Origin of the sequence: Marininema mesophilum (assembly GCF_900106775.1) — a bacterium.
GTDB lineage: Bacteria > Bacillota > Bacilli > Thermoactinomycetales > DSM-45169 > Marininema > Marininema mesophilum.
The window spans coordinates 64,231-87,248 of sequence record NZ_FNNQ01000012.1 but is presented as its reverse complement, the minus strand read 5'-3'; the positions used below and the strand labels follow the sequence as shown (position 1 = coordinate 87,248).

Below are 23,018 nucleotides of genomic sequence, written 5' to 3'. Positions count from 1 at the left end.
AATCTACCTTAGATCTCTGATAGAGGTGAACCTATGGAACAATGGATTACAAGTTTGATTGAGGAATATGGGTATCTAGGGATCTTTTTTATCATGGTGCTCGAAAATGTGTTTCCTCCCATTCCCTCAGAGCTCGTTCTCCCCTTTGGTGGTTTTATGACAATAAAAAGCAACCTTACCCTTACTGGAGTAATCGTAACCTCTACAGCTGGATCGGTATTAGGTGCGATTATCCTCTATGGCATCGGCCTTCTCTTAGATGTTACTCGTCTCGAAAAGTTGGTTGATCGCTGGGGATCTGTTCTTCGGATTCAAAAAAAGGATATTCACCGCGCAAATGCCTGGTTTGATCGCTATGGCAAATGGACCGTATTTTTTGGGAGGATGATTCCCATCGTTCGGAGTATGATCTCTATCCCTGCTGGGATGTCTAATATGAACTTTTCGCTGTTTTTATTCTTCACGATCTTGGGTACCGCCCTCTGGAACATCATACTCGTTGGTGCTGGGGCTATGCTCGGGAAATCCTGGACTAAAATTGTGGAATATATCAGCATTTATTCCGAGATTGTCTATGTTGGGTTTGCTATTTTACTCGTTGTGTTCATTATCTGGTATATCAGACGTCGGAAAACCACCTAGTCTCTACAAGGAAAGCGTCCTGCATAACAAAAAGCCTGCGCTATTTAAAAAACTTTCCGAGCATCCCTCGGAAAGTTTTTTATCATCCCTGCATCTCTTTTCCTTCTACCATCACAAAGGTATTGCCATAGAGGTCCTCAAACATTGCTTGAACTCCCCAGGGAAGATCAGATGGACCATCCACGATCTTTACCCCCCGTGAACGTAATAATTCCACATCTCCACGACAATCATCCGTCCCAAAAACCCACTTCGATATCTGTCCTAATCGTGCCATTCGACTATCTTCTTCCCTGGGCCCTGGTTGATAAAAAACAATCTCAGTATCCTGATGGGATGAATTTCCCCCGGTACCTAATGTGACCCAACGATATCCATTACCGAAGGGATTATCGCTTCGTAGTTCCAGTCCCAGCTTCTCTGTATACCATTGGATCGCTTCATCATAGTCTCTTACCACAATACATACATGAGCTAATTTGTTAAGCATAGGAGTGCTTCTTCTCCCTTCTATATCCTGACCTGAACTTGACCTATTGTACACAAGAAAGCCTCCGCTTGGAAGCGGAGGCTTTCTTGCATGGCAATAAATTATTGGACATCCGATACTTTTACTAATTGTTTACCCAGGTTTTCCCCTTTAAATAAACCAAGGAACGCCTGTGGAGTATTTTCAAGCCCTTCAACAATATTCTCTTGGAATACAATTTTCCCTTGGGCTACCCACTCACCCAGTTGTTTTACACCTTCTGGGAAACGAGACTGGTAATCACTGACGATAAACCCTTTCATCAACGCACTATTGATCAGTAGACTTGTCTGTACACGTGGCCCATGCTCTGGGTTTTTTAGATTATACAACGAGATCTGACCACAGAGGGGAACGCGAGCATATTTATTGAAAAGCGTAGCAACCGCATCCGAAATTTCGCCGCCCACGTTATCAAAATAGACGTCTACACCATTAGGACAAGCTTCTTCTAACGCCTTTTGTACGTTTTCCGTTTTATAATTAATGACGGCGTCAAAGCCTAACTCCTCCTTCAAATAACGAACCTTTTCCCCCGAACCGGCGATCCCAACAACGCGAGCGCCTTTTATTTTAGCAATCTGACCAACAATTGTACCTACTGCACCCGCTGCACCCGATACGACAACGGTTTCACCTGCTTGTGGTTGCCCAATATCTAGCAAGCCAAAGTAAGCAGTCAACCCTGGCATACCAAGTGCACCGAGATAGGCAGAGGGAGATGCTAAATTGGCATCGATTTTGTTTAGTTGATCTGCCTTCACTACCGAATAATCCTGCCAGCCAAGCAAACCTACGACCAGATCCCCTGCTTGAAAACGATCATCATTTGAAATCTCTACCTGGCCGACAACACCTCCGCTTAATACCTCATTAAGCTCAAAGGGTGCGACATAGGATTTACGGTCACTCATTCTCCCACGCATATAGGGATCTACTGACAAATACACCGTCCGTAGGAGAACCTCCCCAGGACCTGGTTTAGGTATATCCGATGAACGCAATTCAAAGGTATTCTCATTGGGTGTCCCATGAGGGCGTTCCATGAAATAGATTTGACGGTTAATCGTAGACATAGTTGATCACTCCGATTTATCACATTTTATTTCGGTACCAGAAATATACGCACCCTAATTAATAGTATACCAAAGATGAGCCTGAAATGCTTATCAATTTGATCCATCGATAGGTTGATTTCGTATCCCAGGATTTCAACCAGCCAAATTGATCAACTTATCTTCTACCTTGCCCCTATGTATCATTTCAATCCGTTACAATCATCTAATAAGGTAGATCCCTCTAGGGGGATCTACCTTATTAGATGAAAAACTCTCTACTTATCAAAGGATGACTCTATTCGTATCTCTACACGTCTTTGCGCTTTATCTCTTTGATATATAGTCTAACCAGTTACTTCTTCTGAGTAGCCCAGCGAACATCGGGATTACGATTTGTGCGAAAAACGATGTTTTCCCAATCCGATTGGACTAGCCCATTTTGCGAATAGTAATAGATGGGAATAAAGGGTAGATCCTTCATTAAAATACCCTCTGCCTGATGCAACAGTTTCAATCGGTTTTCTTCATTCTGCTCCTGTTTCGCTTGCATCATCAAATGATCATATTTTTTATTTACCCAGCCTGTCTGGTTATTCGGAGAATCTCCCAAATAGTAATCGAGAAAGACCACTGGATCGACGATAACCCCAGTCCAGCCCATACGAGCCATCTGATAATCTTTTTGGGAAAGGGTATTTAAGTATACTTTCCATTCCTGATTGGTCAACTTCACATCCACACCAAGGTTCTTTTTCACCATCCCTTGCACTGCTTCTGCAATCGCTTTGTGATTTTCGTCGGTATTGTAGGTAATTTCGATAGGCGGAAGCTTACTCCATCCCTCTTCCTTCATCCCCTCTTTCAACAGTTGCCGTGCCTTCTTTACATCTTCCTGTAGATAAGAGCGCTCCTCTTGGCGAAAATCACCCTTAGTAGGTGTCTTGAAGCCATAGGGAACAAATGCCATGGCTGGTTTTTGCCCTCCTCTGGTCACATGCTTCACAAGGGATTCTCGATCGATTGCTAAATTAAACGCCTTGCGGATTTTTACATTCGTAAAGGGTTTCTTTTTTACATTTAGCATGTACATATAGGTGCCAAAATAGGGGGTGGACTTATACTCTTCGCTCCTCTTCTCCTTCACTAACAAATCAGCAGGTAAATCCGTAACGACATCTAATTTCTTCGTTTTAAACATCTGATACGCCGTCTTTGAGTCATCTACCATTTCCCAGCGTATCCGCTCCATGGCGATACCCTTTTTCGCTTCATAATAGGGGTTCTTCGTTGCTATCACCCGCTCATTATGTTTCCACTCTTTCAATTGATAAGCACCGTTACTAACTAGTGTCTGGGCACTTGCAAACCAATTTTTTGGATGCTGGTTAACAACTTTCTCCTTCACGGGATAAGTGACCCAGAAAGTAAGTAACTCAGGGAAGTAGGCCACTGGATTTTCTAATGTTACCTTTAGAGTGTGTGCACCCGTCGCCTTCACCCCCACATCCTCCGCTGTACCTTTCCCCTTGTTATAAGCTTCTCCCCCTTTTAAATAATAGAGGTATATGGCAAATTGACTAGCTGTCTTCGGGCTGAGAACCCGCTTCCAAGCATACTCAAAATCCTTTGCTTTCAAGGGACTACCATCCGACCAGCGCGCATTCTTTTTCAAAGAAAATATATATGTTTTACCATCCTTAGCAACCTTCACTTTTTCAGCAACACCCTTTACTACTCGACCACGGGCATCTTTTTTATACAACCCTTCAAAAAGATGATCGAGAATCCAGCCCGATGTGGTGTCTATAGCCAATGCAGGATCGAGGGAGGGAGGTTCTGTTTGTGCATTCAGAGTAATCGAGGATGTGCTTGTAGCTTCCTTCTCTCCACTTGTACAGGCAGTAAGGGCTAAGATACAGACGAGAATCGTAGCTAGCCATTTCACAGGTGAAATCATCGTTTTCCTCCTTCATTAGCAACTTTTTTAATTTTTTTCATCCTATTAATTTTCTGTTTTTAATCTCTCAACCCTCCCTATTAATAAATCTTCCCCAATTAAAAAAGACCTCCTAACCATCTCATGGTTGAGGAGGAGTTTCACTCACGGCTATCCGTATCTGCTTTTTTAGCCATTCGATAGTCAATCACTTGATAACCTAACCGTTCATAAAGACGGACCGCTGCTAGGTTATTGGCTGTAACAAAGACTTGACGTGATGAGATCCCTTTCTCTGCGAACCAAGCTTCTCCATCCATTAGGATTTGACGGGAGAGGCCCTGGCCCTGATATTCTGGAGAAAGATAGATTTCATTGATATATCCTTCGTTCCGAAAGGTAAGATGATCTCTTCGAATATCGAGGAAGAGAATTCCTATCGGTACATCCGACCCCGGAGCGGTATAAACCTGTATATAAGCATTTTCGTCCTCTGCACGATCACCAAGTTCCTCTCTCCACCTAGCCCCTTCCTTTTCTTCAATGAGTATACGATCCCAGTAGGCCGGATCATACTTCTCCCCCTTGAGTTCGGACCATAATCGATAATGGTGTCTCATCAGGGCAAGGTGAAATTCCTCCGCTTTTTCAGCATCATTCTCAGGAGAATATCGGCGGGAGTGAAACTGCGAGATAGATTGCAATTAGCAAGCATCCTTTCTATTAGTCAAAATACAAAAAGACGCTACAATGAAGGATATATGCTTCTGTTCAAAAATCCAGCAGAGGGAAAGGTAACAAATCGAGATCACGCCGGTATCTGTTCCCCCTCGATCTTATTCCACCACAATCCACCGAAAAAGAAAGCCGCAGGCATTAGAAAGATGAGTAATCGCCAATCAAACCCATCCGTCCATCTCCCCATAAATCCAGTAATGAGTAGTGCAAGAAGAAGAGTAACTGCTGGATAGGCAAAAGGTTCTTTTTGTCTTAACCATTTTAGCACTACACTTCCCACGGGTACAGCAACCGCAAAAAATAGAAGCGCCCCCATTAACAACCTCTCGGAAACAACATACAACGTAATCAATAAGAAGAAAGAGAGTTTCATATCACCCAGTAGGGAAGATGCATAGAGACCACTTAAGATAAACTGAACGAGCAAACCAGCACCAAAGGAAGAAAGAGAAATGGAAACAATCCTTCTGACCATTGACATGACCCTCTTTCATTTTTCTCTCTATCGTTTCTTTTATTTCGTTGCTTGAAACCTTTGCGATCTTATCCGTACAGCTTCAACCTGTTCATAATTAACATGAACCCCAATACCAGGACCGGTCGGTACATGGATTAGTCCGTTCTTGACAAAAGTTTCTGGAGTGATGATATCTTTACTCCAATAACGAGAAGAGGCAGACAGATCCCCTGGCAATGTGAAGCCAGGTAATGAGGCTAAGGCAATATGCTGTGAACGAGAAATCCCTGACTCTAGCATCCCACCACACCACAGAGGGATCTCTCTTTGCATCGCCAGCTCATGAATACGCATTGCCTCAGAAATGCCACCAACACGCCCCAATTTCACATTAATCACCTGACAGCTTCCCCATTCAACTGCCCGGCGTGCATCCTCAAAAGACGTGATACTTTCATCTAGACAAATAGGGGTGTTGATTCTCTCTTGAAGTTTTGCATGGTCCATGATGTCATCCACTGCAAGGGGTTGTTCAACCATTAATAGCTGAAACTCATCCAGTGCTTTCAAGCGGTCGATATCCTTAAGACTATAGGCGGAGTTGGCATCTGCCATCAAGGGTAAATGAGGAAATGCTTTGCGCAATGGGCCTAGTACCTCTAAATCTGCGCCCGGTTGGATTTTCACTTTCACCCGCTGATACCCTTCTTCTACCCGTTGTCGTACCAACTCGATCATATCCTGTACAGAGCCCTGCGCACCTACTGCAACACCGGCAGCCACATATTCCCTCACCCCACCTAAAGTCGCAGCGAGAGAGCGGCCTTCTCTTTTCGCCCATAGGTCCCATACGGCTCCTTCTAAAGCCGCCTTTGCCATCGAATTGTACCGATAGATAGAAAAACGCTCATTTACCTCTCCAGGATGATCGATGATTTCTCCTAGCAATAGAGGTACTAGAAATTCACCCATTACCTGCCATGCTGTACCACAGGTTTCTTCCGTATACCATGGAGAAGAAAAAGCTACACATTCTCCCCAGCCAACTACACCATCCTCATCTCTTATCTCTATGAGAATCAACTCACGATCCTGGATCGTGGTGAGGCTGTTGGCAAAGGGAGCTTTTAAGCGCATGCCTAGGTGATGAAAGTCAATCTGATTGATCTTCACTCCTCATTCACCCCCTCATCCTGTTTTCTAGAAAGAAGATGAAGCAATTGACGGCGCATCAACTTATTTGCCGCATTTCGTGGTAATTCCTTCACAAAATAGATCCGCCTCGGAATTTTGTAACGAGCAAGCCGATTTTCGCAGTAAAGGATTAACTCCTGTTCTGCTACATTTTTCTCCTGACTTACACACACAAAACCTATAGCAACTTCCCCCCACCGATCATCAGGAACTCCTGTTACCCCCGCTTCTACCACTGCTGAATGGGAAAGAAGTGTTGCTTCAATCTCTGCTGGGTATACATTTTCTCCGCCAGAAATGATGAGATCACTTCGTCGGTCCAACACATATAGATAACCTTCTTCATCTAATCGTCCGATATCTCCTGTACGAAACCACCCTTCCTGAATCGCTTTTTCTGTGGCATCCTGTCGCTTCCAATAACCTTGCGTCACATTGAAACCACGAAGGAGTATCTCTCCCTCTTCTCCAGGAGCTACATCCTTCATCCCCATTACAATACGCAATTCAGTAGGAAATAAGGCCTTCCCCGCTGAACCAAGCTTTTGCAGGCTATCCTCTGGGGAAAGAGTTACCACCTGGGAAGCTGTCTCTGTCATCCCATAGGTCTGAAACACTGGAATTCCTCGTTCCCGACATTTCTCCAGTAATGGGCGCGGGGCTGGTCCACCGCCAAGCAACATACACCGAAAATGATCGGGATATCCCTCCATCGTCACGCCCTCAATCATTCGCGATAACATGGCACTAACCACAGAAACCATCGTAACCCCTTCTTGCAAAATCGCCTGATTCACCTTCACCGGATCAAAATCTTTATGAATCACAGCGGTGATCCCATACACCACCGAACGCAACAATATCGATAGACCACTCATATGAAACATCGGAGTACATACCAGCCATCGATCCTCGGTATTCAATCCCAAATTAAGCATCGATGATGTCGCACTCCACCAATGATTCCCATAGGTTAGGATCACCCCTTTGGGACGTCCTGTTGTTCCAGAAGTGTACATAATCGTATGAATATCACTTAACTCAATATGAGTTTGCAAATCGATATCCGTTTCTACATAGGTTAGCATCTCACTCCACGCCATTACTTTCGTCTTATCAACATCCACTTGAGCTACCTTCTCCTGAAATGCGCTATCATAGAGCAAGAGCTTCGCCTCTGCATCTAACAGCTGCCATGTGATCTCCGGCGCCGCCAAGCGGTTGTTTAGGGGCACTAAGATGGCACCAATGTAGGAAAGTGCATGAATCACGGCCACCATGTTCAAACTATTATCCATCAGGAGAGCCACACGCTCCCCTTTACTAACCCCGATACTCCCAAGCCGACGGGCAATTCCCTTAGCTTCCTTGTTCAACCACGCCCAGTTCCATTTTTCACCATTCACTTCTATAGCGGGTCTTTCCGGGGTGAGAAACGCTCGTTTATCTAGCCACAGGGGCATCTTCATCTGGGGAGATTGCATCAATTAACAAGCCCCTTTCACAAAAACACAGGTTACGACTTCTCCTCTATTATATCTTTTCCAAAGAAAAAGCCCTACTTCTACTAAGAAGATAAAAACTAGGTATACCGATTACTTTCACTCGTTGGAGCAATGTTTATTCCCTGTTTAAAAAGGGTAATATCATTTATAATAAGTATAATTCTATACTATAATCAAAGAAGAAAAAAGCAAAGGGTGGTTAAATAAAAATTATGTCATGGATCTATCTTATAGTAGCTGGTTTATTTGAAATCGTATGGGCCATCGGATTAAAATACACCCAAGGTTTTAGCAAGCCACTTCCTAGTTTGATCACCCTCGTTGCTATGACTATCAGTCTCATCCTCCTTTCTCTCTCGTTAAAAACCCTTCCTATTGGTACTGCTTACGCAGTCTGGACAGGAATCGGTATCCTAGGGACTATCATTGTCGGTATGATCGCCTTTGGGGAATCTCGCGATGTTCTGCGTATCCTTTTTCTTTCCTTAATCGTCGTTAGTATTCTTGGTCTCAAAGTAACTACGCCTGAGTAAGACCATAAGAAGGATTTATCATTTTCATTTATAGCCTAATCAAAAACCCCTGCTTAAGCGCAGGGGTTTCTTGTCTTAGTACAGCTTGGGTTTAAGGAAAACGTGGGAACTTATCGAATTCTGGTTTCCGTTTTTCCTTAAAGGCATCGCGGCCTTCCTTCGCTTCATCCGTTGTGTAGTAAAGGAGAGTAGCGTCACCACCCAGTTGCTGAAGGCCTGCTAATCCATCAGTATCTGCATTGAAAGAAGCCTTCAAGAAACGAAGAGCCGTGGAAGATTTTGAAAGGATTTCATCACACCATTGTAGCGTAACCTCCTCCAGCTGTTCCAATGGTACGACGGTGTTGACCAAGCCCATATCTTCAGCTTCCTGTGCATTATACTGGCGGCATAGATACCAAATTTCCCGAGCTTTCTTGTGGCCAACAATACGAGCTAGATATCCAGCACCATAACCTGCATCAAAGCTACCTACTTTGGGGCCTGTTTGACCAAAAACGGCGTTATCAGCAGCAATCGTCAAATCACATACGACATGCAACACATGGCCTCCACCAATAGCATAGCCTGCCACCATGGCGATAACAGGTTTTGGGGTCATTCGAATTAAGCGTTGCAGATCCAATACGTTTAAGCGAGGGATTTGGTCCTCACCCACATAGCCCCCATGACCGCGTACGGATTGGTCACCACCTGAGCAGAACGCCTTTCCTCCTGCACCGGTTAGAATAATAACCCCTATGTCAGAATCGTCACGAGCACGGGAAAACGCATCGATTAGTTCCATTACCGTTTGCGGACGGAAGGCATTATGTACTTCCGGACGATTAATGGTGATTTTTGCAACACCTTCATGATGTTCATACATAATATCTTCGTATTGGCGTACAACTTTCCATTCTACAGTCATCTTACTTCCCTCCATCAACTCGCCAAGTGTTCCCACACAAAGCGATACAGAATATGAACCCTCCTATTCAAGGAAGTCCATCACTATTGTACCAAAGAGTCGGGTTTGTTCCACGTGGATCGTATGCCCTGATAAAGGAATGTTTTCCAATCGTGCATCAGGGAGTCGTTTAATCATCTCTTCGCCAATATGACGAAATTTGGTGTCTTTCTCTCCTACAAGCAACATCACCGGTATCTTCAACTGGGGTAACTTATCCCACCAAGAAGGCTGAGCTCCTGTACCTATCCCTCGAAGACTGTTGGCAAGACCTACAGGATTGTTAGCTAGCCTCTGTTTTCGGATTTCATCACGGACCGTCTGGGGTAACCCCTGCTGACTGGCAAAAAGGGGGATCTTCTCCCAGCTATCAACGAAGGCTTCTAATCCTGAGGTCTCAATCCGATTAGCTAGGACCTCATCACTTTGTCGTCGTTTTCTACGCTCCTCTGAGGATGCCAGACCCGGGGAGCTACTCTCTAGTAACAAGCGCTCAACCCGCTCAGGATACAACATGGCAAAGGAAAGCGCCAGCCTTCCACCCATAGAGTACCCTAGAAGGAGAACGCTTTTCTCTCCTAACTCATCAAGGATTGCCGCTAGGTCCGCAGCGGCTGGTTCTACTCGATATCGCTCCAGATCTCCTGGGGATTCTGTCCCTCCATGACCTATCAGATCCACTCGGATGGTCCGAAAGTGAGGAGTAAAAACAGGCAATAAAGGAAGCCAATTATCCCCTGCCCCGGTAAACCCATGCAGCAAAAGAAGGGCAGGGCCTTCTCCTGCTATCTGTACTTGATATCGAAGCCCATGGACGCGAATCTCCATCAGAAACTCACCTCTGCCAGCCATGGATCCAAGGATTGATGAACATTTTCCCAGATGGCGCGATGAGTGGATACATTATCAGTACGATCGGTGGGAATCTCGATGACGTGCATCCCTTTACCATCCATGCTTTTTTGCAATGCATTATGGAACTCCTCCCAACTGGAAATACGCGTAAAGGAGCCACCATACATAGTAATTACAGGCTCATAATCCAATCCAAGCGGAGTACCAAACAACGTTTCAAAGGCAACTTGATCCGCCTCTTTCGCCTGGGGCAGGAAGGAGAAGATCCCCCCTCCACCATTATTGATAACAATAATGGTGATATTGATGGTATGAAGCTTAGCAGCAAGAAGCCCATTTAGATCGTGATAAAAAGAAAGGTCCCCCAGGACGAGCACCGTCGGCGATTGGACTAATGCAGCACCCAAGGCTGTTGAAGTCACCCCATCGATGCCATTGGCTCCACGATTGGCCATTCCCCATACCATCGCGCCTTCTTTAGTGAAGAAGCTATCCATATCCCTCACAGGCATGCTATTCCCAGTAAAGAGTAAACTTCCATCAGGCATGGTTTTTCCTAATTCAGTAAATACCCGCCCTTCAAAGAGTCCCTCTATCTGAACACTACTAGCAACCATTCCTGCTCGCGTTCGCGCATCTAATTCAAGTAGATTCTCAGACCAGTTGCCCTGTCTTTTTGGATCGATGGCTGATACCCGCTTCGCCACTTCTTTAGCAAAATGGTCGGGATCACTATAAATCATCTCTGTCGCAGATAATGTAGGTTCCCGCCAACCACCATCCGGATCTACAACAAGTTGACGACAATCGCGAAACTGCCCCAGGAATAAGAGAAGGGCTTTTGAAACAGGCATCGCACCAAAACGGATCACCACCTCTGGCACAGCGCGTTCCTTGATCACTGGATGGCGAAGAAAAGCATCATAGCTATCTATCACCCATCCATTTTTATGCTCCCCGCGACGCAGTTGAGATAACGGGTCTGCCAAGATTGGCCAGCGGAGAGACTCCGCTAAGTGAACAAGAGCTTTGCCTAGTAAAGGATCTTCCTGGGGTCCACAGATAATTAAACCTCTCTCAACCTCTGCTAATTCACTAGCCCATTCATCCAAAATAAAGGAATCTAGTTTGCGGTCCCCTGTAGTGATGTGAATATAAAAATCCCTTTTACTAGATCGTCTCCCGCCTGTGAACATACCTTGTGATGTTACATCGGGTACCAATGGTTCACGAAAAGGAAAGTTGAGGTGGACAGGTCCTGCGGGACCTATGGATGCCGTTTTGGTTGCACGGGCTGCCATCGTTCGAGCATAACGAAGCATAGATGCTGAAGCTTCTGGTAAAGCCATCTCCGCAAACCACTTGACATGGGAGCCAAACATCCCCAGCTGATCAATGGCCTGCGGAGCACCCACATCCCTTAATTCATGAGGGCGATCTGACGTCAATACAACTAAGGGTACGCGAGCGAGCTTCGCTTCAACCACAGCGGGATAATAATTGGCTGCTGCTGTCCCTGATGTACATAACAATGCAACCGGTTTCCTGGAAGCCTTCGCCAAACCCAGGGCAAAAAAACCAGCCGATCTCTCATCTACATGCATTTTTATATTAAGGCCTGGATGGTTCGCCATGACCATCGCCAATGGTGTCGAACGGGAGCCTGGACTTATAATCACCTCAGTGACACCACTCATCACTAATTCATCGACGAAGGCCCCCGTATAACCTGTCAAATCTACGATATAATCTTGCAACAATCCCATCTCCCAATACTGATAGCAAGGGACCAACTACTCCCCTTCGCCTTCTCGATAATTTCTTCTCTCGAGAAAACCTCTCGTTTTCTTATCCGAGTTTACGCCACCTCCAGTATACAGGAATGGAGTATTCATTTCTACAAAGGGAGAATGGTTGATCCAAGTCGTTCTTTCTATTACAGAGTTTCCAGAAGGAGAGGAGAGAGGTATAATGGTTTTCGTTCAGTTGCACCTACTTTTCCTTGCTGAATCCTAAAGGAGAGATTCCCTTGAACCAACACGCTAGATGGCGAGTCTGGTGGCAGTTATTACGCCCCCATACCTTAACTGCCTCCTTCGTCCCTGTTTTAATAGGAACAGCACTCGCCCTTGAAATCAACGAAATTCAACTCCCACTCTTTCTTGCCATGTTGCTCGCCTCAGTTTTGATTCAGTGTGCCACCAACATGTTTAATGAGTACTACGATTACAAACGGGGGCTGGATAATAAAGACTCTGTAGGCATCGGTGGTGCTATCGTCCGGTATGGAATTTCTCCGCAAACCGTGATGAATATCGCCATTACCTGTTGTGTGATTGCCGTACTGCTCGGCATCTATATCTGTAGTGCTACTAGTTGGTGGCTCGCAGTCATCGGTGTAATCTGTATCGCAGCAGGATACTTTTATACTGGAGGGCCATGGCCAATTGCTTATACTCCCTTCGGTGAAGGTGTAGCTGGATTTTTCATGGGTCTGATCATCATCCAAATCGCTTTTTTTATCCAGACGGATGCGATCACACAATTAAGCATCCTCATCTCGATCCCCACTTCTATTCTTGTAGGCGCGATCCTGATGGCGAACAACATCCGCGACCGTGAAGGCGACAAAAAAAATGGACGAAAAACCCTTGCGATCCTCCTTGGGCATGAAGGGGCCGTCCGCTTCCTTGCGGGGATGTTTATCGTCTCTTACCTCTGGGTGATTGCTTTAGTCATCCTCGGTTTATTCTCTCCTACTCTATTACTCGTCCTGCTCAGTGTGACCAAGGCAGTAGGCGCAGTACAGGGGTTTGCTGGTCGTCGTACCAATGTGGAAATGATGCCAGCAATGGGAGCAACTGCACAGTTAAATTCACTGTTTGGTATTTTACTCGCTATTGGACTCACATTAGATGCCCTAATCCTTTAACACTCTTCCATCACCTATAGGTACGATCTAAAAAGAGCCTGCCCAAAGTACTCACACACCTTGGACAGACTCTTTTTGATTATTCATGACTATACTTAAAGGCTTTGGCTCCAATCAATCACAGCCTCACCCTCCAGGAATTTCTCCGTATCCATCGCTGCCATACAACCCGTACCAGCAGCAGTAATTGCTTGCCGATAGATATGATCCTGCACGTCACCACAAGCGAATACACCCTCGACACTGGTTTTGGTTGTACCAGGCTCTACCTCGATATAGCCTAGTTCATCCATGGTTACTTGACCGCCAAGGAACTTAGTATTCGGATTGTGGCCAATGGCAATGAAGATCCCATCCACTTCGATTAGTTCTTCTTTACCCGTTTCGCTGTTCTTTACTTTCAGCCCTTTTACTCCACCCTCATCCTTTTTCACTACTTCAATCGGAGTTCGATTTAAGGCCCATTTCACCTTTTCGTTTTCACGTGCACGATCCTGCATAATTTTTGAGGCACGTAGTTCTTCACGACGATGAACCACGGTGACCTCCGAGGCGAATTTGGTCAGAAAGGTAGCCTCTTCCATTGCAGAATCCCCACCACCGATGACTGCGATCTTTTTACCACGATAGAAAAATCCATCACAGGTCGCACAAGTAGAAACCCCTTGTCCCATATTCGCTTTCTCTCCAGGAATTCCTAAGAGCTTCGCTGATGCACCGGTAGAGAGAACAAGCGCTTCCGTTTTTACCTCTCCCAAACTATCCACTGAAAGGGTGAACGGCCGCTTAGAGAGATCGACTTCTGTAACCCACCCTCTTTTAAACTCTGCTCCAAAGCGTTCTGCCTGCTTACGCATGTTATCCATTAATTCTGGTCCCATAATTCCATCTGGAAAACCCGGGAAGTTTTCTACATCTGTTGTTGTTGTTAGTTGACCACCTGGTTCTGGACCTTCAATAACCACAGGAGCCATATTAGCACGGGCAAGATAGATCGCTGCTGTCAATCCAGCTGGGCCAGTACCTAGAATAATTACTTTATGCATAGTTTATTTTCAACCTCCTCATTACACGTCAAAAACCACTCTTTGTGATATTATACCCGGTAGGGGTACCTATTGTAAATATCGGTAACTCCCTTGTATAATCAACCTACATTTAACTGTTCCACTAATTGCTCACCGTTAACCCTCATTACCCTTTCATATGGTTCTTTACACACGTATACAAATGCCGAAGGAATGTTCAAAGGAACAAATTTGACTTCAACACTGCGAAAACGCCTCTGTAATAGTGACTTCATCTGTAAAGAATACTGATAAGCGACAAAAACTCCATCAGGAGATAGATGTGCCTGAATCTGATCCAATATCTCAGTACGTTTCGCTTGTGGAAAATTAGCAAAGGGGAGCGAAGAAAGGATGATATCGGCGTGTCCATTCCCATACTGGTTCAGCACACGTCCCAACTCTTCTGCATTGGTTGTCAAATAAAGCTCAGGAAATTCCTGTTCCAATAAGAAACATAACCTTGGATCTTTTTCAAAAATGTATAGTTGTGCATCTGACGATAATTGACGAATCAATGATTTAGTAATGACACCAGTACCCGCCCCCAACTCCACCACCGTATCCATTTTTTCCCTATCGACGACATTCAGCATCGAACGAACAAGAAAAGGAGAGCTAGGAATAATACTCCCTACTTGACGAGGCGCGCGAAGAAAACCCTTCAAAAACTCCAATGAATCAGTCATCCATGTCAACAAAAACTCACCCTTTCAACTAGAACGACTCTAAAGTGTCTGTCTACTTATTTCCATAGAAAATTGTTTGTTTAATATATAAATTAAGTTCCAATGATAACATATAGTCAGGTGTATTTGTTATCCAAATATCTGGTTAATCAACAGCCCTGGCATACAATACAACACGCTGACACGTTAAGGAGCACATTCTTCTCATATGATGCACCCGCAAAAAAGCCCCTCCATACCTTACAAGGAAGGATGCCTTGTCTTAAGGAGGAGAGGTTTCATGGGGAGACCCTTTCTATCTAGGTTTACTACATTCCCTTGGTTAAACGCCCTGTTCAATGTGTTCTTTATCGCTCTTTCTTTGCTTACGATCTGGCCTCTTGCCATTGTATAGCAAAACAATCCCCGCTTCGCTATTCAGCGAAGCGGGGATTGTTTTTGTTTCAAATCTGGCAGGAAGACTGGCTTCTCTTTTGTAAGTAACGTTGGTGATATTCTTCTCCACGATAAAAGGTAGGAGCTTCTTCAATCACAGTAACGATAGGATCTTTCCAGCTCCCTGAGGCATCCAGTTCACGTTTTGCTTTTTCGGCGGCTTCCATCTGCTCGGGTGTATGATAAAAGACGACTGAACGGTATTGGCTACCCATGTCCGGGCCTTGGCGATTGAGTGTCGTCGGGTTGTGATTCTCCCAAAATATATTTAAAAGCTCTTCATAGGAGACAATGGACGGCTCAAACTCTATATCTACTACCTCAGCATGGCCTGTTTTATCGGTACAAACCTCTTGATAGGTGGGGTTCTCCTTCTTCCCGCCCATGTATCCGACTGCGGTAGCGGTAACACCTTCGATCCTCCGAAAAAGTTCCTCCACGCCCCAGAAACAGCCTGCTCCAAAAGTAGCACGTGCCAAAAGACTCCACTCCTTCCACCATTACGTTTTCTCTCATCATACCTAAGGGTTCACTAGATAGCAATAAACCGACTTTACCAATCGCATTATTGAAATATTAGAGAGAATTACGATGAAAATTCCTATACCTCTTTATAAATACCAAGAGATCCAAAATAATCATTGGGTTCCGCAAATGAAATATTTCATGTACACTAACTATATGGCATTTTTTTTGAGGAGGTTGACCTTTTTGGGATCCAAACCACTAGAAATTTCCCAAAGTGAACGTGAAATCATAGTCATGTGCCTAAACTCTCGTGAAGAAAAAATCCTTGATGCAATGGAAGATCGTTTCCATGAGATTGTAGGTGAAAAACTTGCTTCTCGAGCAGAGAAGCAGGTACGGAATCTTTTTAATGACTGGCATAGCCTCAATGAAACAAGGCAGTTAAAAGAACGTGTTCATCGTGTTGCACCAACGGAGCAGGAAGGCCACATTAAAGCTGTACCTAAGTAAGACCCTTAACCAACATAAAGAACAACAAAAAAACCGATTCGGCTACCCGAGCGGTTTTTTTGTTGTTCCAAAACATGTTTGCTCATTCCCTTACTTCTTCGTCACCAATTTCAGTGATACTGGATAAAACTCTTTCACCTTTTCTCCTTTGGACGCTCTCATAGAGATATCCACAGCTTGTTTACCAATTTCCTCTGGTTTTTGGGCGATAGTAGCTGATAGAGTTCCTTTTTTCACTGCCTTGACAGCATCCTCTGTAGCATCAAACCCTACAACCATGATCTCTTTTTTTGCTGCACGGATGGCCTCTAATGCGCCAAGAGCCATTTCATCATTATGAGCAAACACTGCCTGGACATCCTTTTCTCTTTGCAATAGATTCTCCATCACACTAAGACCCTTTGCTCGTTCGAAGTTTGCCGGTTGGGAAGCTAGGATTTTCACTTTGTTATGGCCTTGAAGAGCTTTGTGAAATCCTTGCCCACGATCACGAGCCGCAGTTGTTCCTGGGATTCCTTCCAACTCAATCACTTTCCCTTTATCCCCAAGTTGATCGAGCATATATTTTCCAGCCATCTTTCCACCTTCAACATTATCTGAAGCGATATGAGAGAGGACCTTCCCTCCCTCTGTTGCACGATCCACTGTAATTACAGGGATTTTTGCTTTGTTTGCTGACCGGATAGCCGCAGCAACGGCCTTACTATCCGTAGGGTTAATTAACAGGATATCTACTTTTTTCTGGATAAGATCTTCTACATCGCTAGCTTGTTTTGCTGTATCATCTTGCGCGTCTGCTACAATTAGCTCTGCTCCTTTTTGCTTAGCTTCTTTTTGTGCTCCATCGCGCAGGCTAACGAAAAATGGATTATTTAGTGTTGAAAGAGAGAAACCTACTTTCAACTCTTTATCTTTCTTCTCGTTCTCGAGTGCAGACTTTGATGTACATCCCACTAACATCCCCGATACAAGCAACGCAACCATAAGGAACCCACTTATTTTCTTCATCATTCTTACCTCCTAGAGAAAATGTTGATTCCATTCACGTTTTTTGCGAACGATCCAATAAAACCGCGATGAGGATGACTGCACCTTTAACAACCTGCTGATAAAAAGAAGAGACGTTTAGCAAATTTAACCCATTATCTAGCACACCGATGATCATAGCACCGATTAGGGTACCAGTAATCCAGCCCTTACCTCCAGTTAAACTGGTACCCCCAAGGACTACTGCCGCGATAGCAGAAAGTTCATACCCTGTCCCCATTGTAGGCTGAGCGGAACTAAGACGAGCAGTGAGTATGATCCCTGCCAAGGCTGCAAAAATTCCACTGAGGGTATAGACAGCAACTTTCACTCCAACTGTTCGAATTCCTGCAAGTAAGGCAGCCTCTTCATTCCCCCCCAGGGCATAGATATGGCGACCGAAGGGAGTATTTTTTAAGATGAACCCTAGCACAAAGAAGCAAATGAGAATCCAGATAACTGGGATAGGAATTTCTAGAAAATACCCTTGTCCCATTATTACAAAAGAATAATCATCACTGATGATTGGTCGTCCTTCGCTATAGACGAGCGTTAATCCACGAAAGAGTGACATGGTAGCTAAAGTAGCAATAAAGGGAGCAACCCTTCCTTTCGTAATCAAAAGACCGTTGATCGATCCCATTACAGCTCCAGCTATGATGCCGATCAATGAAGCTAACCATGGCTCGATCCCCATTCCCATCATTCCTGCTGTAAGCACTCCAGATAGGGCAAGGATCGATCCTACCGAAAGATCAATCCCACCTGTCAAAATGACCAGAGTCATCCCAAAGGCGAGAAGAGCATTGATCGAAATTTGTCGAAGTACGTTGAAAATATTCGACATACTCAGAAAATCATGGCTAATCGTCGATAGCAGAATAATGATTAGTAGCAAACCCGCTAACGGCCCCATTTTTTGTAGCCAACTAACGCGTAGATCCCGCGCTTTCATCTCCCTATGCAAGAAGGCTTCCCCCTCCTGAGGCAGCTTGCATCACCTTTTCTTCATCTGCATCCTCTCGGTTGAATAGAGCGACACGCTTACCTTCTCGCATCACTAATATCCGATCACTCATCCCTAGGACTTCGGGTAGATCAGAGGAGATGAGCAAAATCGCCATTCCCTGCTCTGTCAGTTGATTAATCAGCTGATAGATTTCTCTCTTTGCTCCAATATCCACCCCACGGGTGGGCTCATCTAAGATCCATACCTTTGGCTGATGGAGCAACCATTTTCCGATGGCTACCTTTTGCTGGTTCCCCCCAGAGAGAAAGCCCACTTTCTGCTCGATACCCGTTGAGCGTATGCCAAGTTGTCTCATCAGCTTCTCAGCCATTTCATTTTCTTGCTGTTTACGAATGAAACCGCCTTTAGTAAAGGAAGCCAAGGAAGGGAGAGTAAAGTTTTCCTTTACTGAACGGGAGAGAACTAATCCTTCTCCCTTCCGATCCTCCGTTACATAAGCCAATCCTGCTTGAATTGCATCCCGAGGATGACGAATACGAATCTGCTTCCCATCAAGCCATATCTCTCCAGCGTCCTGTTTCTGAACTCCAAAAAGGAGATTGGCCATCTCTGTTCTACCTGCACCGATAAGACCAGCCATGCCAAGAATCTCCCCTGCTTGGATACTAAAGGAAACCTGAGACACTTTACCCTGTTGAGTAAGTCCTTCAACACGAAGACGCTCCGCTGGCTGCTTGATAGTCAGCTCTCGGGGAAATTGCTCTTGGATCTTTCTCCCAACCATCAGACCTACCAACTCATCCATCGAAGTCTCTTTCGTCATACGTGTGCCAATCGACTCCCCATTACGCAACACGGTGATGCGATCACAAAGTTCTTCGATCTCTTCTAATCGATGGGAGATGTAGATCATTCCAACTTGTTTCTCACGTAGTCTACAGAGGGTCGCAAAGAGGGCTTTCTTCTCAGACTGTGTTAAAGCCGCTGTCGGTTCATCTAAGACAAGAATCTGCGCATCAAAGGAGAGGGCTTTAGCGATCTCTACCATTTGTTGTTGACCAATGGATAGTTCTCCTACTTTGCAGGAGGGATCCACAAGGAGTCCAATTTTCTCTAGCCAAAGGAGCGCCTCTCTTCTCATTTTTCGCCAACGAATCCAGCCACGCCCAAAGAGATGCTCTCTACCGAGAAATATATTTTCACAGATACTAAGATGAGGAACAAGATTAAATTCTTGATGAATCACACCTACTCCAGCCACAAGTGCTGCTCGAGGAGATTTGAAGACTTGCTCTTTCCCATCGATGTGAATCCTTCCCTGATCTGCAGAATAGATTCCACTAAGGACTTTAATCAGTGTGGACTTGCCAGCACCATTCTCCCCAAGCAGAGCATGGATCTCCCCCGCCTGCAATGTAAAGTCCACATGTTTGAGTACATGGACACGTGCAAAGGATTTGTGGATTCCAACCATCGATAAAAGAGGCGCTGTAATCGTAATCCCTCTCTCAATATGATTCATCTAACTTATCAACCTCTGATCGCACGGGCATACCTGCCTGTGCTCCTAATTTAGTAATGGCTAATGACGCTGTCTTCCCAGCAAAATCTACCGCTTCTAAAAGCGACTTGCCCTCAGCTAACGCACAGGCCAACCCCGCATTAAAGGCATCTCCTGCACCAGTCGTATCCACCACATCAACTACTTTCTTTCCTGGTAAGTGCTTAAATTCACCCCCTAGTTCTAATATGGCCGCCCCATCTGCACCGAGGGTAGTAACTACACCTTTTACCCCCATCTCCAACAACTTCTGCATTGCCTCACGCAACCCCATCTTGTCTAGGGAGCATCCACTTAACAACTGAAGTTCTGACTCATTTGGAGTGAGGAGATCCACATTCACCAATAATTCCTTCGGTAGCTCCTTCGCAGGAGCTGGATTGAGAATCACTCGAGTTCCCGCTTGTCGCCCAATCTTAGCTGCTATCATTACGCTCTCAATAGGAATCTCCAATTGCAGAAGGAGGATATCCGCAGCTTCGATATACTCTCTGGCCCCTTCTACATCTTTAGGGGTAAGGAGACCGTTAGCACCAGGAACCACGACAATTGAGTTATCCCCTTCAGCTAGGAGGATGGAAGCTACCCCTGTGGTTTGATCGGGCAGAGAATGCAAGGCTTCTATATTAATACCTTCCTTCAACAAAGCATCCCGCAACGTTTCACCAAAAGGATCTGAACCAACCGCCCCAATCATCGTCGTCTTTGCCCCCAAGCGTGAAGAAGCAACCGCTTGATTTGCCCCTTTCCCACCAGGGACCATATACACCTCCTCTCCATGGATTGTTTCTCCAATTCGCGGGCGGCGAGAAGCACAGACGACAACATCCATATTTAAGCTACCTACCACTACCACTGACACCTTGAATCCTCCTTGTCGAATCCCGCTTCAATAATGTAACCTCCAATTCTTCAACTGGAGATACAACCTCCTCACCCTTAATCCGAAGCATTAGTTCTGAAACCGCTACTTTTCCAAATTCCTCAATGGGCTGGGCTACGGTCGTCAATTCTGGTTCTGTTAATGCCGTCACAGAGATCCCGTCAAAACCGCACAAAGCCACTTGGAAAGGCACATCGACTCCAGCGCGATGGAGGGCTTTAAGAGCACCGACAGCCATCAAATCATTGCCAGCAAAGATGCCATCCATATCAGGAAATCTCTCCAGCAACAATTGGGTAGCTTTCATCCCCCCAGCAACAGAAAATCCTCCAGGTACAATCCAACTAGGATGAAACCATGACAAAGACTCTACTTCGTCTAGATACCCCCTATGCCTTTCCATTGCTGGAATCAATTCGACTGGACCTGCGATATGAGCCACTCTCTGGCAACCTACTTCCAAGAGATGGCGAACAGCTATCCGAGCCCCATCTACATTGTTTGAGCGAATGACAGATGTATCCCCAATCCGAGGCGTACGATCCAGAAGAACAAAGGGTAGTCCCTGCTCCTCCATCAATGTCATCTCCCTCTCTCCAAGTGTTCGAGAGACAAAAATAATCCCTTCTACCGCTCGTCTATGCAAAAGATGAATATAGGTTTTCTCTCTAAACCCGAAATCATCTGAATTGCATAAAATAACTGTGTAATCATATTCCCGTGCCGCATCCTCTACTGCTCTCGCCAATTCAGCGAAAAAGGGATTACTGATGTCTGGGAGAATCATCGCTATCGTCGCCGTCTGTGAATCAATGGATTCATAACGAGTCACTTCTGGCTTATAATTCATTTCCCGAATCACCTGCCGTACACGGGCCTTAACTGTGGATCGCACATAGCCAGTCTCATTGAGAATACGAGAAACAGTAGCGACAGATACCCGAGCCTGTTTTGCCACTTCGTGGATCGTTGTCATATACACCACTTTTCATATGTAATATTTTCTTATTTCCAGTTACAAATAGGCTACACTTGTATTCTTTTCGGTGTCAAGGAAAAATGACACGAAATTCTTCCTTGATTTTTTCTCTAGCCATAAAAACAGAAGAATCGCTTCAAATCGACAAAACTTGACAAGTCATATCATCAAAAATTTTTAATAAAATGCACTCGTCTGAATTAAGATTACACTAAAATTCGTGCAAGTGTCTACCATATCTCCTTCATTTGGATTGAGATTATCGCTCTTCGGTATCATTTATCATCTATGTACCTTGTATAAACCTAACAAAAGCACCTTTCTTTATACAGGGAAAGTTCCATATTCTGTTTTTGGCTTTTGACGAAAGCTGTCTCTCTGTTAGAATAAAGGAGGAAGCAATTTTACCGAACCTACCCTACAGCGAAACGGAAGGTTGCCTGTGATGCACCAAAATCAAAAACACTCATGGACTCAACGTCTCAAGCGTGCTTTTCGCTACCAATTTATTCGACTTTTCCGATCTCCTGAAGGTGCTAAAAAAGTCGCACGCGGCTTTGCCATCGGGTTTGGATTAGAAATGATCGTACTCTGTACCGCCTCGCTCATCTATCTTATCTTTTATCCTATTGTACGACTCTCGCGTGCTTCTCTCCCTGCTGCGATCATTGGCAATATCATTGGTAAGCTTACTTTCTTACCGATTCTTCTTTTACCCTTCGCCAAAATCATCGGCAGTTGGATCAGCCCCATACAACCTAGTGGAAGCGGGATCCAAGAGTACTCCCTCTCCGAGATTACCGAAATCTTCACTGGGAATTTTCAAATATTGTACAACATTTTACACAGTGGTCTTCATATCCTCATCGGGATGTCAATCTTTGGTCTGATCTTGGGGGTCGCTTCCTATTTTGTGATTTACTACTTGTACGAGAAGCAACAGAAAAACCGACTAAAAAAGCGCTCTTCCAAACAGTCTACTAGTCTTTGCTAAACCCGCAAAAGAGCATGTGCACCCCTATCCATCACCTCGACAATATCGTCGCTTCCCTTGGTATGTATACCTTGAAATCATCCCCATTCACCCTCATTTACTCCGTTC

The 23,018-nt window shown here is 45.0% G+C and carries 23 protein-coding genes; 5 read left to right on the top strand and 18 right to left on the bottom strand.

Annotated elements, in window-relative coordinates; genetic code table 11:
• Nucleotides 1–33 precede the first annotated feature (33 nt).
• Nucleotides 34–642 carry a DedA family protein gene (locus BLV90_RS12045; protein WP_091741282.1) on the top strand — a complete coding sequence of 203 codons (609 nt, stop codon included), beginning with the start codon at nucleotides 34–36 and terminating at the stop codon, nucleotides 640–642.
• 82 nt (nucleotides 643–724) lie between these two features.
• Here BLV90_RS12045 and BLV90_RS12040 read toward each other — a convergent pair whose 3' ends face one another.
• From BLV90_RS12040 to BLV90_RS12010, 7 genes are all read right to left on the bottom strand, one after another.
• On the bottom strand, nucleotides 725–1,132 hold the full coding sequence (locus BLV90_RS12040; RefSeq protein WP_091741279.1) for a VOC family protein: 408 nt from the start codon (nucleotides 1,130–1,132) through the stop codon (nucleotides 725–727).
• A gap of 101 nt (nucleotides 1,133–1,233) precedes the next feature.
• Nucleotides 1,234–2,247 (bottom strand): NADP-dependent oxidoreductase, encoded by a 1,014-nt coding sequence (locus BLV90_RS12035; RefSeq protein ID WP_091741276.1) that lies wholly within the window; start codon nucleotides 2,245–2,247, stop codon nucleotides 1,234–1,236.
• A 334-nt stretch (nucleotides 2,248–2,581) separates the two neighbouring features.
• Nucleotides 2,582–4,186: a peptide ABC transporter substrate-binding protein gene (locus tag BLV90_RS12030; protein WP_091741273.1), complete on the bottom strand. Its 1,605-nt coding sequence runs from the start codon at nucleotides 4,184–4,186 to the stop codon at nucleotides 2,582–2,584.
• Nucleotides 4,187–4,326: 140 nt separating this feature from the next.
• Nucleotides 4,327–4,869: a GNAT family N-acetyltransferase gene (locus tag BLV90_RS12025; RefSeq protein ID WP_091741270.1), complete on the bottom strand. Its 543-nt coding sequence runs from the start codon at nucleotides 4,867–4,869 to the stop codon at nucleotides 4,327–4,329.
• A 104-nt stretch (nucleotides 4,870–4,973) separates the two neighbouring features.
• The gene (locus tag BLV90_RS12020) at nucleotides 4,974–5,378 is read right to left on the bottom strand and encodes a hypothetical protein (protein WP_091741267.1); all 405 of its coding nucleotides are present in this window, start codon (nucleotides 5,376–5,378) and stop codon (nucleotides 4,974–4,976) included.
• A gap of 39 nt (nucleotides 5,379–5,417) precedes the next feature.
• Complete coding sequence (gene menC, locus BLV90_RS12015) at nucleotides 5,418–6,533, bottom strand: o-succinylbenzoate synthase (RefSeq protein WP_245726348.1); 1,116 nt, start codon at nucleotides 6,531–6,533, stop codon at nucleotides 5,418–5,420.
• Complete coding sequence (locus BLV90_RS12010) at nucleotides 6,530–8,038, bottom strand: o-succinylbenzoate--CoA ligase (RefSeq protein WP_245726347.1); 1,509 nt, start codon at nucleotides 8,036–8,038, stop codon at nucleotides 6,530–6,532. The genes menC and BLV90_RS12010 overlap by 4 nt, the downstream gene beginning before the upstream one ends.
• Before the next feature lie 233 nt (nucleotides 8,039–8,271).
• Between BLV90_RS12010 and sugE the strand changes: the two genes are divergently transcribed.
• Complete coding sequence (gene sugE / locus BLV90_RS12005; RefSeq protein ID WP_091741264.1) at nucleotides 8,272–8,592, top strand: quaternary ammonium compound efflux SMR transporter SugE; 321 nt, start codon at nucleotides 8,272–8,274, stop codon at nucleotides 8,590–8,592.
• A gap of 91 nt (nucleotides 8,593–8,683) precedes the next feature.
• Here sugE and menB read toward each other — a convergent pair whose 3' ends face one another.
• The 3 genes from menB to menD all read right to left on the bottom strand — a co-directional run bounded on the left by menB (nucleotide 8,684) and on the right by menD (nucleotide 12,153).
• On the bottom strand, nucleotides 8,684–9,502 hold the full coding sequence (gene menB / locus BLV90_RS12000; protein WP_091741400.1) for a 1,4-dihydroxy-2-naphthoyl-CoA synthase: 819 nt from the start codon (nucleotides 9,500–9,502) through the stop codon (nucleotides 8,684–8,686).
• Between the two features lie 63 nt (nucleotides 9,503–9,565).
• Complete coding sequence (menH, locus tag BLV90_RS11995) at nucleotides 9,566–10,369, bottom strand: 2-succinyl-6-hydroxy-2,4-cyclohexadiene-1-carboxylate synthase (RefSeq protein ID WP_091741261.1); 804 nt, start codon at nucleotides 10,367–10,369, stop codon at nucleotides 9,566–9,568.
• Nucleotides 10,369–12,153, bottom strand: a complete 1,785-nt coding sequence (gene menD / locus BLV90_RS11990; protein WP_281242030.1) for a 2-succinyl-5-enolpyruvyl-6-hydroxy-3-cyclohexene-1-carboxylic-acid synthase — start codon at nucleotides 12,151–12,153, stop codon at nucleotides 10,369–10,371. The genes menH and menD overlap by 1 nt, the downstream gene beginning before the upstream one ends.
• A 266-nt stretch (nucleotides 12,154–12,419) precedes the next feature.
• On the opposite strand from menD, the gene BLV90_RS11985 reads away from it, so the two are divergent.
• Entirely contained in the window at nucleotides 12,420–13,328 is a 909-nt protein-coding gene (locus BLV90_RS11985; RefSeq protein WP_425433891.1) for a 1,4-dihydroxy-2-naphthoate polyprenyltransferase, read from the top strand.
• A gap of 95 nt (nucleotides 13,329–13,423) precedes the next feature.
• Here the strand turns inward: BLV90_RS11985 and trxB are convergent, their stop codons facing one another.
• The 3 genes from trxB to msrA all read right to left on the bottom strand — a co-directional run bounded on the left by trxB (nucleotide 13,424) and on the right by msrA (nucleotide 15,998).
• The gene (trxB, locus tag BLV90_RS11980; protein WP_091741258.1) at nucleotides 13,424–14,374 is read right to left on the bottom strand and encodes a thioredoxin-disulfide reductase; all 951 of its coding nucleotides are present in this window, start codon (nucleotides 14,372–14,374) and stop codon (nucleotides 13,424–13,426) included.
• 101 nt (nucleotides 14,375–14,475) lie between these two features.
• Nucleotides 14,476–15,084, bottom strand: a complete 609-nt coding sequence (locus BLV90_RS11975) for a class I SAM-dependent methyltransferase (protein WP_091741393.1) — start codon at nucleotides 15,082–15,084, stop codon at nucleotides 14,476–14,478.
• A gap of 443 nt (nucleotides 15,085–15,527) precedes the next feature.
• Entirely contained in the window at nucleotides 15,528–15,998 is a 471-nt protein-coding gene (msrA, locus tag BLV90_RS11970) for a peptide-methionine (S)-S-oxide reductase MsrA (RefSeq protein ID WP_091741255.1), read from the bottom strand.
• A gap of 232 nt (nucleotides 15,999–16,230) precedes the next feature.
• Here msrA and BLV90_RS11965 point away from each other — a divergent pair, with 232 nt between their 5' ends.
• The gene (locus tag BLV90_RS11965; RefSeq protein ID WP_091741251.1) at nucleotides 16,231–16,497 is read left to right on the top strand and encodes a hypothetical protein; all 267 of its coding nucleotides are present in this window, start codon (nucleotides 16,231–16,233) and stop codon (nucleotides 16,495–16,497) included.
• A 90-nt stretch (nucleotides 16,498–16,587) separates the two neighbouring features.
• Here BLV90_RS11965 and rbsB read toward each other — a convergent pair whose 3' ends face one another.
• Genes rbsB through BLV90_RS11940 form a run of 5 tightly spaced genes read right to left on the bottom strand, consistent with a single transcriptional unit; the run spans nucleotide 16,588 to nucleotide 21,913 of the window.
• A complete protein-coding gene (rbsB, locus tag BLV90_RS11960; RefSeq protein WP_091741247.1) occupies nucleotides 16,588–17,505 on the bottom strand; it encodes a ribose ABC transporter substrate-binding protein RbsB in 918 nt (305 codons plus the stop codon).
• A 34-nt stretch (nucleotides 17,506–17,539) separates the two neighbouring features.
• Nucleotides 17,540–18,478, bottom strand: a complete 939-nt coding sequence (locus tag BLV90_RS11955; RefSeq protein ID WP_091741390.1) for an ABC transporter permease — start codon at nucleotides 18,476–18,478, stop codon at nucleotides 17,540–17,542.
• 4 nt (nucleotides 18,479–18,482) lie between these two features.
• Nucleotides 18,483–20,015: a sugar ABC transporter ATP-binding protein gene (locus tag BLV90_RS11950; RefSeq protein ID WP_245726345.1), complete on the bottom strand. Its 1,533-nt coding sequence runs from the start codon at nucleotides 20,013–20,015 to the stop codon at nucleotides 18,483–18,485.
• Nucleotides 20,002–20,916, bottom strand: coding sequence for a ribokinase (rbsK, locus tag BLV90_RS11945; RefSeq protein WP_245726344.1), 915 nt, complete (start codon nucleotides 20,914–20,916; stop codon nucleotides 20,002–20,004). The genes BLV90_RS11950 and rbsK overlap by 14 nt, the downstream gene beginning before the upstream one ends.
• The gene (locus BLV90_RS11940; protein ID WP_091741244.1) at nucleotides 20,894–21,913 is read right to left on the bottom strand and encodes a LacI family DNA-binding transcriptional regulator; all 1,020 of its coding nucleotides are present in this window, start codon (nucleotides 21,911–21,913) and stop codon (nucleotides 20,894–20,896) included. Before BLV90_RS11940 ends, rbsK begins: the two co-directional genes overlap by 23 nt.
• Nucleotides 21,914–22,361: 448 nt before the next feature.
• On the opposite strand from BLV90_RS11940, the gene BLV90_RS11935 reads away from it, so the two are divergent.
• Nucleotides 22,362–22,910 carry a DUF2062 domain-containing protein gene (locus tag BLV90_RS11935; protein ID WP_091741241.1) on the top strand — a complete coding sequence of 183 codons (549 nt, stop codon included), beginning with the start codon at nucleotides 22,362–22,364 and terminating at the stop codon, nucleotides 22,908–22,910.
• Nucleotides 22,911–23,018 lie beyond the last annotated feature (108 nt).